General features: G+C 40.3%; 15 protein-coding genes. All 15 read right to left on the minus strand.

Features of this window, described 5'->3' with window-relative positions:
- Positions 1 to 5 precede the first annotated feature (5 nt).
- Entirely contained in the window at positions 6 to 263 is a 258-nt protein-coding gene (locus KUL49_RS04565) for a hypothetical protein (RefSeq protein WP_014998290.1), read from the minus strand.
- Between the two features lie 21 nt (positions 264 to 284).
- Entirely contained in the window at positions 285 to 509 is a 225-nt protein-coding gene (locus tag KUL49_RS04570) for a hypothetical protein (protein ID WP_014949408.1), read from the minus strand.
- Positions 510 to 523: 14 nt separating this feature from the next.
- Positions 524 to 928 carry an MAPEG family protein gene (locus KUL49_RS04575; RefSeq protein WP_101564524.1) on the minus strand — a complete coding sequence of 135 codons (405 nt, stop codon included), beginning with the start codon at positions 926 to 928 and terminating at the stop codon, positions 524 to 526.
- 34 nt (positions 929 to 962) lie between these two features.
- A complete protein-coding gene (locus KUL49_RS20765) occupies positions 963 to 1,397 on the minus strand; it encodes a DUF6419 family natural product biosynthesis protein (RefSeq protein ID WP_181412761.1) in 435 nt (144 codons plus the stop codon).
- A gap of 63 nt (positions 1,398 to 1,460) precedes the next feature.
- Positions 1,461 to 2,492 (minus strand): serine hydrolase, encoded by a 1,032-nt coding sequence (locus KUL49_RS04585; RefSeq protein ID WP_131136445.1) that lies wholly within the window; start codon positions 2,490 to 2,492, stop codon positions 1,461 to 1,463.
- Between the two features lie 106 nt (positions 2,493 to 2,598).
- Positions 2,599 to 3,066 carry a nuclear transport factor 2 family protein gene (locus tag KUL49_RS04590; RefSeq protein ID WP_131136446.1) on the minus strand — a complete coding sequence of 156 codons (468 nt, stop codon included), beginning with the start codon at positions 3,064 to 3,066 and terminating at the stop codon, positions 2,599 to 2,601.
- Positions 3,067 to 3,108: 42 nt separating this feature from the next.
- Positions 3,109 to 3,603, minus strand: a complete 495-nt coding sequence (locus tag KUL49_RS04595; RefSeq protein WP_131136447.1) for an AAA family ATPase — start codon at positions 3,601 to 3,603, stop codon at positions 3,109 to 3,111.
- A gap of 162 nt (positions 3,604 to 3,765) precedes the next feature.
- Positions 3,766 to 4,785: a hypothetical protein gene (locus KUL49_RS04600; protein WP_131136448.1), complete on the minus strand. Its 1,020-nt coding sequence runs from the start codon at positions 4,783 to 4,785 to the stop codon at positions 3,766 to 3,768.
- Between the two features lie 75 nt (positions 4,786 to 4,860).
- Complete coding sequence (locus tag KUL49_RS04605) at positions 4,861 to 5,526, minus strand: hypothetical protein (RefSeq protein ID WP_131136449.1); 666 nt, start codon at positions 5,524 to 5,526, stop codon at positions 4,861 to 4,863.
- 73 nt (positions 5,527 to 5,599) lie between these two features.
- Positions 5,600 to 6,214 (minus strand): hypothetical protein, encoded by a 615-nt coding sequence (locus KUL49_RS04610; RefSeq protein WP_242633717.1) that lies wholly within the window; start codon positions 6,212 to 6,214, stop codon positions 5,600 to 5,602.
- A 210-nt stretch (positions 6,215 to 6,424) separates the two neighbouring features.
- Positions 6,425 to 7,213, minus strand: a complete 789-nt coding sequence (locus KUL49_RS04615; RefSeq protein ID WP_131136450.1) for a PhzF family phenazine biosynthesis protein — start codon at positions 7,211 to 7,213, stop codon at positions 6,425 to 6,427.
- 480 nt (positions 7,214 to 7,693) lie between these two features.
- Positions 7,694 to 10,270, minus strand: coding sequence for a DEAD/DEAH box helicase family protein (locus KUL49_RS04620; RefSeq protein WP_131136451.1), 2,577 nt, complete (start codon positions 10,268 to 10,270; stop codon positions 7,694 to 7,696).
- Positions 10,271 to 10,272: 2 nt separating this feature from the next.
- Positions 10,273 to 12,246 carry a hypothetical protein gene (locus KUL49_RS04625; protein WP_131136452.1) on the minus strand — a complete coding sequence of 658 codons (1,974 nt, stop codon included), beginning with the start codon at positions 12,244 to 12,246 and terminating at the stop codon, positions 10,273 to 10,275.
- Between the two features lie 22 nt (positions 12,247 to 12,268).
- Positions 12,269 to 12,580: a hypothetical protein gene (locus tag KUL49_RS04630; protein WP_131136453.1), complete on the minus strand. Its 312-nt coding sequence runs from the start codon at positions 12,578 to 12,580 to the stop codon at positions 12,269 to 12,271.
- Between the two features lie 113 nt (positions 12,581 to 12,693).
- Complete coding sequence (locus KUL49_RS04635; protein WP_131136454.1) at positions 12,694 to 13,503, minus strand: hypothetical protein; 810 nt, start codon at positions 13,501 to 13,503, stop codon at positions 12,694 to 12,696.
- Positions 13,504 to 13,510 lie beyond the last annotated feature (7 nt).

Here is a 13,510-nt window from a genome sequence, read left to right on the forward strand (position 1 = left end):
CAATTCTATACAGTTTTCGTCGTTTCTTTTGCAAAAGCTTTTTCAGATTTGTTCCACGTTAAGTGGCCAAAAGCGATACCCGCAATGGGAAAGATGATCATCGCAATGGCGAGTTTCCCCCAGACATTTTCGGAAGGCTCGATAAACGCCATAAGTAATGACCATAATAAACCTGTCGAGACTCCCCAGCCTAAAACGCCGTAAACTAGAACGAAGCGCTGTTTTCCTTTTTCTCTTATTCTCGCCCACTTTTCTAATTTCATCGCAGATATCCTTTTTCAAAACTAAGCAATCATTGCAAGACAGACAAAAACCACCACAAAGCTTATAAAACCAACAGCAACGGTCCTTCCCTCATCACGGCCAGCTCTTGGGTACTTGCCGAAGGTTAGCAATTTAAGCACTACATGGCCCGTGCCCTTCAAAACGAATTCTATAATTGCGTCAATGATAATCCACTTTATTACTCTAAGTATAAAGCGGCCCAGCGGTTCAAATACTTCTTCCATAACCTTTACGCTCTTTAAACTAAAACCTGTTCTATAAAAAGCAACAACCACATTGCAAGAACGGCAACGAAGTTGATAGTAAACACCAAACCACGCAATCTAATATTGTCTGTAAATATTTGTACAAGACTATGCAGCACCCTGCCAATAACAAATACCCACGCAAGGGAGACTTGTGAATTGCTAATTGGCTCACCTAAGGCAATTAGCAAGGCGCAAACAGCGTGAAAAAATAACGGCCACTCAAACTGATTGCTCAGATTCGCACTTACTTTAGGCTGTATATCAGCAAACGGGTTTGAACCATCTTTGTTTTTCCCTACTCCCCATACCGAAGGCGCGCGAGCTAGCGTGAGAAAAACGTAGAGCAATGCACAAAGAAAAATGTGCATAAACATAGGGGCTATTAAACTAGACATCTTGGTTTAATTATCTCGTTGTTATCAAATTTCGTTAGCTATCAACGCAACTATCATATCTTTGAACACCTTTCGGCAGACCAAGTGCTACACCGGTGAAAGAGAAAATAAAGATAATCGATATTACAGTTAATCCAGCAAAACTAGACTCGTTTATGTTGGGGCTGACAACTATCGAAAAGGTGTTGATACAAAGCAAAAGCAAGCTTATTTTTGAATACCCTTTATAGCCTAAAACTCCAGCTAACATAAGCATTAAAAACGAACCCGCAACTGCCGGAGTAAATGGCGCAGCGGCCAGTAGCATACACAAAACCGATATAAGCACAGATAACATTAAGAAGAGTTTTTTCACGTTTTGCCCCTTTTTATTGCCGAGCAGCTGAAGAGATAAAATAACCACTAAAAGCATAGAGTAAAAACGGCGAGTTAATAAACTAACTACATAATAAAACCGCTCTGTTGCCACCCATTATTTTCTAACTTGTAATGATTGGCCTAAACTGAAAAAGCGTTGAACCCAACCTACCACCTACTCGTTTTCTGCTTTTCTTAGTATTTTAAAAATTCGGCTAATTGTGATTTCAGACAAGTTCCATTCGTAACCGTCAAAGTCAGTGGTATTAATAAATTGAACAACCACGGTATCGAGGTCTTTGTCATATTCTGCAAGGCTTTGATAGCCGATAACCAAGCCTCCATGCTCGAACACATAAGGGTAAAGTTCCGCTTCGCCTTCATTGAAAATAGCGCCGTTGTTTAGCGCTCGTAAGAACTTACCTACATCTTCTGCTGTCGCTAGCATACCGTAGTCGCGAGCCTTAACATCTTCCTCGTAACCAACGTAATAGCCGCTCATCACGTCGTCCATATTGACTTCGCTTAATGAAAAATAGGTGTTGTTCAATTCAAGCGGAAGTAAAATTTTTTGCTTAATGTACTCGTGGTGACTGTACCCCAAAACCTTATCCATAATCTTGCGAAGCAAAAGATAGTTCGTGTTGGAGTACTCATACCCATCACCGGGCTCAAAACTCGCCGGAAGATCTAGCGCAAAGTCGAGCGCTCGCTTGCTGTTCTCCGGTTCGTTTTCCCAGTAGGCGGCATTATCGGTAAAGTTAGGGATCCCTGACTTATGCTGCACCATCATTTTAAGCGTTATTTTTTCTGAATGCTCAATTCTGTCTTTGAGTTCAGGGAAATAATCAATAAGTAAATCATCTAGGGATAGTCGCTGTTCTCGCGCCATTTTGGTGATAGCCACAGCGGTGTACAGCTTACTGATACTGGCAATTTTAAACAAAGAGTCGGGGGCAGCGTGTATTTTGTTATCTCTATCTTTCCAGCCTGCTGTGAAGAAAGCTGGAGGTTTTCCCGCCTGATCCACGTAAACAATTATGCCGTCAAAGCCATGGCTAATTGCCTCATCAACTTGTTCTTGCACTGTGTGTGGCAAAGGTAGGATCCAGGCTTTAACCAATATCCACGGAACGAAAAACAAGGAAACAATAGTACTGACTAGCAGAAGAAGCCTGATAATGGTTGTTCTTCGGTTCTTCGTCATTTTACCTTGCCCTTAAAGCTCATCTTGTAACACTATCACTAGGTGTACGCCAACTTATTGCAACCGAAAATACAATTGTTACCTAAACGGCTATCGAAAATGAAACTTACTCATGGTACTTTCGAATTACAGCAATCTTACCGTTCTCTATTTCTAGTACTTCCATCATTACTTGACTGTATTCAATAGGTTGATTGTTTTGCGGGTGCACGCCCTTGGCATAATTCTTATATCTGATAGCAATAGCAGAATGATTAAATGTAAAAACATCTAACAGCTCAGCACTATATTCTGTATGTGCGCCTAAATAGAACGTCATGCCCTCTCTCATTTGCTCCTTACCGTCAGGTAATCGCGTATCGTCTATCACCCATGGCAAATGTGAATGACCAACATCATCCGCGAGCAAATTTAAGTGATTTTCAAGCTCAACTTTTGTCGCGCCAGGGGCCTGAGTAGCAACCATTGTGTCGAAATACCGTTGGGCAAGCTGCTTAAGATCTAATTTAATATCTTCAGCCGATACCGTAGCTGACACTAGAAGTGATAATGCAAGAAGTAGATTTTTTTTCACTAGAAACTCCGTTTCACCTATTTCATATATTAACGAATTTGCCTAACTTGTCTCGGTTGGGACATTTTGCGTAATCATCTTTTTATGACCATGGTAGCTATCATAAAACTGCTTATGTGCCGCATAAGAAAATGTATCGTTTCTTTCTGAATATTGCCCAATCCAATCAATAAGCATTGCTAAGTTGTCATCTTGGGCTTGCTTTGTTTTGTATTTATGGGGCTCCCAAGGTCTCGCCTTTGCGTTTGAAATGCAGGTTTCAATGGATAAGTTCATAAATATAATTTCAGTAGACTGCTGTTCTACAGTTTTTAGTAAGTCTGTATAGCAGCCTTCAATTACCCATTTGTCGTTAGAAGAAATAAAAGCCTTTATCTCTTCTTCAGACTCATCAATAGGCTTTCTCTCAGGTGGGCTAGTAGGTTTCCACGCTAATGTATCTAGATCTAAATGAGCCAAACCTTGTGTTTTGCATAAGTGCTGTGCCAGCGTAGATTTTCCAGAACCAGAGTTTCCAAATATTAAAATTTTTGCCAAAACCACCCTCCTTAAATCAACTAATAAAATGCTGAACTAACAATGCGTTTTAAACGACCTGTAACAGTCCACGGCAACGTAGCCAGAAACTACCAAAAGGCCATTAAAAGTGCACTAGCGCTTAAAGTTTTGACTGTGAAGAACCCCAACCGCGTTAACTTGTTAAGTGCGATGTAAATAATTATTAAGCTCATCGACTAACTCAAGTGCTTCGCTTTTCGTTAAGTAAGGTACTTTTATCGTTCTGGCCCAAAAGAAACTTTTACCTGTTTTAGAACTCACTTCTGAAAAAGGCATAGCCAATAACGTGTTATCGTTTCGGCTTGGGATGGGAGTTAAAAACTCTACGTCTCGATACAGTGTTTCACTGTCTGGCGCTTTAACCTCACCTTTCACTTTTGCAGCAGCTATCAAGCCACACCATTTGTGGGAAAAGAAAACAATGTCGCCTATATGAACATGGTGAACAAACCTTTTGGCGTCTCCATACGCCTCCAGACGACTATTATCCATCATCGACCAAATAGAGTCCTCATTCCAACTGCGATTTGTATCAAATAATACACCTTTTACATCACTTGGGTTTTTGTGCTTATCATAGGGAAGCGCAAAGAACTCAAAGTACTTTTCGCCAGCAAGTTCATAAATTCTATAGGGCAAGAAATCGATGGATATACCACTTTTCTTCCAGTAGTCGACGGAAGATATTAATGAGTCATCCGCTGCACTGCCGATAACTAATAAGTGCTGTTTATTATTAATTTCTTTAGGCTCTAATTGGTGCTCAAGACTAAAAGCCTCTCTGTGTGCTTCAACTAGCGACATGTCGCCTTTGCTATATTCTTTGAACTTATTTTCTAATTTTTGATAGCTCCATTGACCAGCATCTTGCGCATATCTCAGCGCTTGATGAACGGCATCTTTCCCGGCAGATGCACGCTTTAGCTCGAATATAACTAATTCGCCACTTTCATTCAGTGCATATATGTCAGCTTTTGCCTGCCATTGTCGTTCTTGAAACACCGGCATCAATCTAGCGTCTTCAAATAAGACGTCTAAAATACTGTTCGCAATTAAGTTTTCTAGATCTTTCTCTAATTTTCCAAAGCTAGAAAAGTCTTTGAACTCTACGGGTTCCAACTTTTCAAATACTTCTGCTTGTTCTTCTATTTTGTAGAGCATGCTTTGCATTCCTTTAAGTGAATAACAGGTAACAGCTTTGATACAGCCTTCTGCGGCTGCATCAAAGCTGCGATGTTAATTGACTCGTTGTATCTTACTCAACAGCCACTTGATAACTTCAGTTTTACCTACAGGAGAGTAGCGACTTAAATGAGGTAGGCCTGCTACGTAAATAGGGCGTTCATTGATTTTGCAACTAAATCCCTTAACCGCCCAGTTTCCGTGTCCTGACGGTAAATAATCTTCTTTGCCGCCGAACATAGAATGCAAGTAGCCGTAGGGTGAAACATCAGAGTTTCCGAAAGTTATTATAAGCTTTGGCTTAACAACGCTTAAAATTGCCTCATGTACTGGCCAACATATTTCAGCTAATGAAAAGTTAATATCTGTAGCTTCGCGGCTCTGTAAGAATATTAAATTACTCGCACACACATCTCTGGTGTTGATCCCAAGGCTTTCAAATATCCATTGAACTCTTTTTTGAAGAGGGGCTTCGCCACTTGCCCACACACCTTTATGATTCTCCCAACTCTCATCCAAGTAGGCGTTAGTGGTATTTGTAAGCATTGAACTAATACTTTGTTCAACTGGCTTTCCGTTTGCGCCACCTGGATTGAAGCCGAGCAAGTAAACATCACTAGGCTTTAGTGTGTCGTGACTACTATAGAGAACGCTTCCCGGTTCCTCTAGATATTCAGACAGCGCTTGTTTAGCAATAATAGGTATTTCATTTTTGGTCATTTTAGCCTCGAAAAAAAATGAAAAATTTAAGCAGTACAAAAAAGCTATCGCAGCACGTTCTTCTTCGCTCCAACTAACTAGTCACACGGTTATCGTATGTCTTTATATTCAATTTTAGTTGCTGCGAATATGTTTTGAGTTTTGCCACGTTGCCACTTGGTATTAAAGACAAGACGAACGAGTCTGAGCCATCGTCAATGCCAATAATTTCTAACCCCATACTTTTTGCACAGGTTGAGAATAAAAAGCCAGATTCACTAGATTCTAAGTAGTAAGATATATTGAACTGAGTTTGCATCATATCGTCCGCCAGCTGTCTCGATATGCTGCAAGTAGAAAGTGCATTTTTAGATAAATCGTTTAATAAATCGAAGACATGTTGCGCATCCTCTCTCCAATCTACAACCACCACACGGTTGATGCTTTTTAGACCTTCTATAATTACAAATGTAAGGTCAAATGAATTTTCAAAGGCTCCATCAAATCCGCTTTCTTCTAGTCCGTCTTTGTGTTTTAGTTTGTATGCATTCTTATCAGAAAGATAAAGTTGAACTTCATTTACAACGGTTTGATTTCCATTGCCGATTATCTTCGCTAATGCAATTTCTGGGGAGTGGTTTTTCGGCTGATTTTCATTACAGCCTATTACAACAAGAGCAGTTATAACTATCAGTAATCTCTTCATCATTCCTTGATTCCAACTTGGTTTTATCCACTACAGTGGGCTTCCATATGTAGCGGATACCGACGTAAAAATAACTAGTTAGACAGACCCATAATGTAGACCCTTTTAGACAAAGATGCCTGTCTCGTTTAGTCTGCGTTTAGTCGATGATTCTCTTTAAAGGTGCGAACCCCGTATTCTCTCAGAGTGTAATATAAAGTGCCTGTTCTTTAGTTAGTTTTGCGGGATATTAATCTCTGCGGTCATGTAGTCCACGTTGCTCCCTGATAGGAATACTCTATTACCTTTGACTTCACATTCTACGCTGCCCGACCGCTTAGACAGCTGTCGAGCACTAAGCTTATTGCGACCGAGACGGCTAGCCCAGTATGGCGCAAGTTCACAATGGGCAGACCCTGTGACCGGATCTTCGTTCACTCTAAGCTTAGGAAAGAAACAGCGGCTAACAAAATCGACCTCTTGTCCCGGGGCAGTTACAACCACACCCCGTAGCCCAAGCTCTTTGAGTTTTTCAAAATCCGGTTTTAGTGATTTTATTTCTTCTTCAGAATCAAAAACAACGAGATAGTCGAACCCGGATAGTACTTCCTTCGGGGCTTTGCTGAGCGCATTAACTAGCGCTGAAGGTGCTTCAGTGTTGATAAGCGATGCAGCCGGAAAATCCATACTAAAACCCGTGCCACTTCGCGTGACAGTAAGCGGCCCACTGCGGGTATGGAAAACTACTTCCTGCTTGGCGTAGTTTAGATGAGTGTAGAGTACATGAGCCGCAGCAAGTGTCGCATGCCCACAAAGATCAACTTCATCTGCTGGTGTAAACCACCTCAATTCATAGGCGTTCCCCATCGGAACGAAAAATGCGGTTTCAGAGAGGTTATTTTCTTCAGCAATAGCCTGCAACAAACTATCATCAAGCCAAGCTTCTAATGGGCATACGGCAGCCGGATTACCTTCAAAAACATGGTTTGCAAAAGCATCAACCTGAAACATCTTAAGCTTCATCTATCTTCCTTTTGTATGCTGAAAACCCAACGCTCAGCAATTATGGCTATTCAAGTGCTGGTACGTATCGTTAGGCCTCTTTTCGTCTTTTAATTGAAAACAAGCTGAACCAAAATGCCCCTTCTACAACGAGCCCCAAAATAATGAACAGGAATACACCTGACTGAACTCCCATACTGTAAGATGTTATAGCTGTGACTAGAAGAGCCAGAGCAATCAGAATTCGATAAATACCTTTCATTTAAACTCTTCTTTTAAATGCTTAATAAAAAAGCACAAAGATGCCTGTCTTGTTAAGTCGAGACTAATTCAACTAATGAGCAGTTTGATGACTACAGAAGTCCAAGATGCTTGTAAAAACCAGTAGCATCAATTTAGCTCCAAGCGATAAAACCAGTATTAGTTGCAATAGTAACTCCTTTATGCACTTAATGTAGGCAAGTTTTAACTTTTCAAATTTACTAATCCATCATACAAATCTTATTTTGGTCTAAAGTCAGGTGCAGCTCTGCAAAGCTCGTCATATATATCTTCATCACCACGCGTTCTTTCAGATGCTTGTAAGATCACGCCATGTAGTTGGGAACGAAGCTCATCCCATCTTGTATCAAGTACTTGCCAATTATATTCATCGTAAGTGCCTTTAAAAATCACAGGTTTAACTTCGATGAATGGCAGAACACCACCTTGTTTTTGAAAAGCTTCGAATTCTTTTTGCCACCTTGAGCCAAGGCGGTCAACACGCCCTATTTGCTGCTCGACCACGCCTGGGTTCCACTCAGGATGAAGTAAGTACACGACTCTGCATGCTTGATGTAAGTTTAGTCCTTCACGGCCCACTGCCGATTGGGCAACTATCACTTTGGGAAAGCTATTTTGACGATTAAAACCTAACTGCATAACTCTCCTACTATGCGCTTCTGTACCGCCGTACATCAGGCGCGCCAAGCCTCCTCTAATATGAGTAAATTCAGCTGAAACGCGCTTGGATATGATTGGCCACAGCCCTTTGGCTTCATCCATATCCAACTCGCCATCACCATTCTGGTCGCCTTCGTTTTTGGCTGTCAGCACATTCATTAAATCTCTAAAGCCTTGAGCAATTTCAAATGACGAAAACTCAAAACCTTCTTTATCTATCAATTCAAATATTGCATTTGCAAAGTCAGTTAAGTTGGTTTGTTTTTCTGACTCTTTTGATTTTAATGAGACTTTAAATGCTTCAAATAAAGCTAAGGTTCTTGAATCAAAAACTTCAGCTTTAACTGATTCAATATTTTTAATTAGCGTATTTTTGGCCTTATCCAGTTTGTTAGTGTGTACTTTATATTGCCCAGCCAGCCTATCGTTTACCTCATTAATACTCCACTCAATATTTAGTTGATAAAGCGCTGCTTTAACTGCCAATTCCTCAGATTCTGCACTATTATCTGTGGTTTCATGGATTTTACTTTGAGGCCAATAACGCTTTTTCTGAAGAGACCTAAGCATTTCTCTAGCATTTAGCAGGTTAACTAAAGCCCGCATTGGTTTTGTCATCTTGCCAAATACAAGCGCTTTTTGGCCCTTCGATAAATCACTTTCTATCTCATCAATTACTTTTAAAATAGCTGGATGGCTATAAAGTGACTCCTCTCCTGATTGAAACGAGTTGGCAATGATTGAATGCCACCACTGAGCTCTTTGTTCTTTTTTACTGGGCAAATTAACGTCTTCTGTTTCGAACGCATCGTCATCTTCTGAAGCATTAATGGCTTTATCAATTATTCCCGCAATGCCGTGACCATTCGCTAAAGTAAGTCTTGCTCTTTTGGATGTTGAATCTGTCTGCATACTCGATGCTGCGGAAAGTCCTTCAACGGCGCAGACAATTTTTTTCCACTCGCTTGTAAGCTCAGATACTTCTATATTTACTGGTATATGCCGACGATAAGCGTTTATAGGTAAACCAGAAGCTCTATGAAACGCTTTGATAGTTTCATCTTGACGTTTGTCTCTTCTAAATAAGTAAGGCGCTAGCGCCTTCTGAAACTGATTTGAGATGTCTTTGAATTGTTGTCTGATTATTGGGTCTGAACGCCAAGTTTTCTTGAACTTTGAAACAACCTGAGCATAATTTTTGACGACCTCTAGAATCTCATCACGTTTTTCTTTTGGTAGCTCAATTCTGCTGAGCATGTCATCCCATTGACCAACACCCAATTCGACAGGGGTTGCTGTCATAGCAAGGTTGCGGGCTTCCTCGGCTCTTAATACGATATTATTTAATATCGTATTAAGGCTGCTGGTTTCACCTCTGCTTTTATGCGCTTCATCTATGACGACTAAATCAAAAGCGCCCAAGCCTAACCCTACTGTTTTTTCGAGTAAATTTCTGTATTCACTACCCGTATAGAAAACATCTCCCTCAAAACCACTCATTCCCCAATTGAAGCTTATTACTATGTCACTTAGGGTTTTGTTAATAATATGCTTTTTGGGTAGTTTTCTTGCGTGATTAACTATATTTTTGGCACATATCTCGGCCTCCCAAGACACTAAGTCTGTGCGCTTATGATAACCTCTTGGTACACTTCCATTATGAAGTTTATGGTATTGACCATAGACCTCAGGCAATAAAGCCCAACGTTCTGCTTTAGAACCGATTCCTAGGCGCCAATTTGCAAAGTTATGTGAAAGCAGAATTACGGGCTCATCTGCCCACGGCTCAGCGGTATCCTCATCGCTATAAGCATCTAGAAACCCCCAAAGACTTCGTATTACTGATTTTGGCTTAAGGTCTTTATCTCTCTCTTCTAGCTCGCTTTGCCATTGAAACCCCAAGGTTGTCGGAACAACGACCAATACTCGTCCACCAGATTGTTTTACAGCATGAATAAGCTCAACGGCAATACGGGTTTTACCCATACCGACTTCATCCGCAATGATTGCACCTGAGGTTGGCAATGTTTTAATTAGATTGCGAACACTGTACTTTTGCCCAGCATTTAACCTTTCATTTGTACCTAAAGAGTCAGAAATGATGTTTGCTACTTGCTCCCAACCTTTGAATTTCATCACTACTCTCCTAATTTTGCTAATGCTGCCAACCCTAATTTTAGTTCGAGTCGTTTCAGCACTTCTTCATAATAAGCACCTAATTCAGTTGCGTTTGATTCAGCAAAGTCTGGCCTAAAGGAAGGCTGCCATAATGGTGAGATTGGATTGATTGCTATGTTTTTGAAGAAAGTAAAAGCTGAACTGCTCTTTAATTGAGAAAATGTTTGCTCTAAACGAGTACACCATTGTATCCAGTCTTTTTCTGATACTTCAGTTTGCTTTTCTGCGATAAGCTCAATCAAAACCATCATTGTGTTAATTGAGTAGCGCTTATCGACTTCAACATCCATTTCAGCGCCCTTAACTTGTCCATCATCAGATGCCCCATCGCCTTCGTCGCCCTCGTATCCCTCAGTTTCAAAGCTTGGTAGAAGTGGAAAAGCACTAAACATATACCAAGCATCATCAAGGGCTAATTCGGGGAGTTCAGTCGCGGCAACCCGGCCATATTGATCAATAACAGGAATGTCCTCAGTATGAACAGTGCTATTATTGCACCATGAAACCGTGAGTTGCCTAGGCGGCTTTCCAAACCATAGTAAACATGCTTCTGATTTGATTGTTAGCTTATCTGCACCAGCGTTGACAACTGTAAAAGCATCAGTAAATGGGGTATTGGGTACTAAAGCGTATTTATCGTGTTCTAACTCTTCGAGTACAAAGTAGGAGATTGGTAGAGATATATGCTCTGCCTCATGCTCAGGCATTTCACTACCTCCACTTAGTTGTGATGTGTCGGTTAACGCATAATCACTATCAAAGCAAAGGGGTAATTTTAAACTTAAAGCCGTTTCTGGGTTTTCTTCCCCAACCCAAGTAATACCTTTAGCTTCAAATACTACTCCCGCTTCTATGTTACCACCGAATTTTGACGCCTTTTTTGTAAAGCCTGGGCCAGTTAAATTACCCGATCCTAAATACACCCATGCACTTTTGCATTCAACTGTGGTTTCGGATGACTTGGCAGAAAAAATAAACTTTGCATGCAAGCTTCGCTGCATTTTCCCACCCTGATATAAAGGGTCATATGCTTTTAATACTTGCCAATTATTATCTTTTAAACTGTTTAAGCTACTGGCAATAGACTGACACCCATGCTGATTGACAATAATATTTTTGTCAGCATTTTTTGAGAGCAAGCTTTCATCAATTAAACGCAGATGAAGGGAGTTAATGACACTTGGAACAGCATCACTAGAGCCGCCCTCGTAAAAGCCAGATCCTAAAGCCAAATAGTTTCGCTTCTTTTCACTACAGTGGTGTTTTACCAAAGCAGGTAACTGGTCTAAAAGCGATGCTGAACGGTTGTCGAAAAAACGAGGCTTTATACTATCTTCTACAACTACTTCGTCAAATAGCTTATGGAACCTTGCATATTGAGTATGTGTATAAGATTTCAGTTTACTGGCTCCGCTGTCAGTCAAAATAGCCGTATCAAAATGTCTAAGAATGTCATTAAAAAAATGATAAGCAGCGAGAATGTCAGCTTTACCTTGCTCATCCTTATTACCAGGCACCACATCAATCGACCACACAAGATCGAGGCTGTCTTCAAGTGTTTGCCTCGTCCAATTACCTGTTGAAACAATTAAACGTATAAATTGTTCTTCACTCTCAATGGCTTTAAAAGTAAGTAAAGCGACTTTGCTATGTAGTAATTTAAACTGTTTAGTTGTGTCGTGTTTAAATGCAAGGTGCAACAAGCCTGGGCATGCAATAGGCGATATTTGGACATGATTAGGATCAAGCATTAATGTAAGGCTTATCCCCCCTTGATAGGACCTCTGCCCTTTCATATTCAAAGTGAATTTTTCTAACGCATCATTAAAAAACTCGGCATCAGCTGAATAACCGGCCACTAAGCCGAATTCCCCTTTAAATCCTCTAGGAGGGATAAAGTAGTTTGCTAAAGATGGGGCTAATTTTCTACTCATCTCTATGTCCTTCTAGACCAAGTCACTTTTCTAATTTATTTTCAAAATCTTGATTTAGAACGTACATATTCAAAACGCGAAAAGAAATACCTTTCGGAAATAATGAATCATCCTCGATATCGTCATTATTGACAGGCTCTGGTTTGCCAAATGCCGCAGCAGGTAAAATTTGCTCACCTCTACACCGAAGAACAACTTCATCTCGCTCTAATAAAAATTTAATTATGTCTGTATCGTTTTTTTGCAAGCATTGTTTAGCAAAGTAAGTCGCTTCTTTTGATGCACTAGGGTCATGTTTTAGATTTAGGAAAGCGTTTGCCGCTTCTTTTAGCATACGCACTGCATCATGTATGCTGTGCGATAATGCTTGTGTGAGTTCGAGTCTTGGCGGGTTAAGCGACGTTATTTCTGCCTCAATTACATTAAGCAAATCTAAAGACTTATTTCTTAAAGAAAAAAGAAAGCGCCACTTTTTAAATCATCGAAATGCGCTTGTTCAATGAACGGAGGTTTTGACCAATTTACGTAACGGTGAAGGTTTTTAGACTTTACCCAATCAAGTACGCCTTTTCTTCGACGTACACTTTCATTGTCACCTGACAATAGAGCTTGAATGAAAACATGTAAAGCATGCTGCTCTAAACGATCCAGAGGTGACAATACAAAGCGCATTTTTTTGTAGCTGTTGGTGTTGGAAGAAGGCAGTTTTATTTCATTTTTTACCCATCGAGCTAAAAACTCAGAAATACTTAATCTATTACATTTGATATCTGCACAAGCTGCAACAACAAAGTCGTTACCTTGCTGATTTAAACTAAAACTATTGAACCTCTCACCTTTTGAGTCTACAAACCCTAAGCTAGGTAACGCCTGTACCGTGCGCATACGCATCGGCTGAGTGACATAAAAGTTGCTACCGCTGAATATTTTATAGGTTAAAAATGGTTGGTTACTTAGTTTTGTTCTACCGCGTAACCGATCGTTTGCCTCCCAATTAGTTGCGCTATAAGCTAAGTAACAAGCAAGTGCTTCAATAGCATTTGTTACTTCAATATTTGTAACTTTTTTACCAGAATCTCTTACTTTATTGGCAACATCAACACCTAAACAGGCTAAGAAAACAGATTTTGCGTACTTAACACCTCCTAATCCTGGTACTGCTAAGTCATTAAAGTTACGAACAATTGAACTTAAACCCAATGTTCGCGTTCTCCTTTGAGAAACGACCTTTTCTGGTCCCATTAGCCCCCAATCCATAAATATT

The sequence above is a fragment of the Alteromonas sp. KUL17 genome (genome assembly GCF_006538305.1).
GTDB classification, from domain to species: domain Bacteria; phylum Pseudomonadota; class Gammaproteobacteria; order Enterobacterales; family Alteromonadaceae; genus Alteromonas; species Alteromonas macleodii.

Bases quoted from the DNA above. Each gene is read 5' to 3' on its own strand.
- KUL49_RS04565 (WP_014998290.1), bottom strand. From the start codon at position 263: ATGAAATTAGAAAAGTGGGCGAGAATAAGAGAAAAAGGAAAACAGCGC.
- KUL49_RS04570 (WP_014949408.1), bottom strand. From the start codon at position 509: ATGGAAGAAGTATTTGAACCGCTGGGCCGCTTTATACTTAGAGTAATA.
- KUL49_RS04575 (WP_101564524.1), bottom strand. From the start codon at position 928: ATGTCTAGTTTAATAGCCCCTATGTTTATGCACATTTTTCTTTGTGCA.
- KUL49_RS04585 (WP_131136445.1), bottom strand. From the start codon at position 2,492: ATGACGAAGAACCGAAGAACAACCATTATCAGGCTTCTTCTGCTAGTC.
- KUL49_RS04600 (WP_131136448.1), bottom strand. From the start codon at position 4,785: ATGCTCTACAAAATAGAAGAACAAGCAGAAGTATTTGAAAAGTTGGAA.
- KUL49_RS04605 (WP_131136449.1), bottom strand. From the start codon at position 5,526: ATGACCAAAAATGAAATACCTATTATTGCTAAACAAGCGCTGTCTGAA.
- KUL49_RS04610 (WP_242633717.1), bottom strand. From the start codon at position 6,214: ATGATGAAGAGATTACTGATAGTTATAACTGCTCTTGTTGTAATAGGC.
- KUL49_RS04615 (WP_131136450.1), bottom strand. From the start codon at position 7,213: ATGAAGCTTAAGATGTTTCAGGTTGATGCTTTTGCAAACCATGTTTTT.
- KUL49_RS04620 (WP_131136451.1), bottom strand. From the start codon at position 10,270: ATGAAATTCAAAGGTTGGGAGCAAGTAGCAAACATCATTTCTGACTCT.
- KUL49_RS04625 (WP_131136452.1), bottom strand. From the start codon at position 12,246: ATGAGTAGAAAATTAGCCCCATCTTTAGCAAACTACTTTATCCCTCCT.
- KUL49_RS04630 (WP_131136453.1), bottom strand. From the start codon at position 12,580: ATGCTAAAAGAAGCGGCAAACGCTTTCCTAAATCTAAAACATGACCCT.
- KUL49_RS04635 (WP_131136454.1), bottom strand. From the start codon at position 13,503: ATGGATTGGGGGCTAATGGGACCAGAAAAGGTCGTTTCTCAAAGGAGA.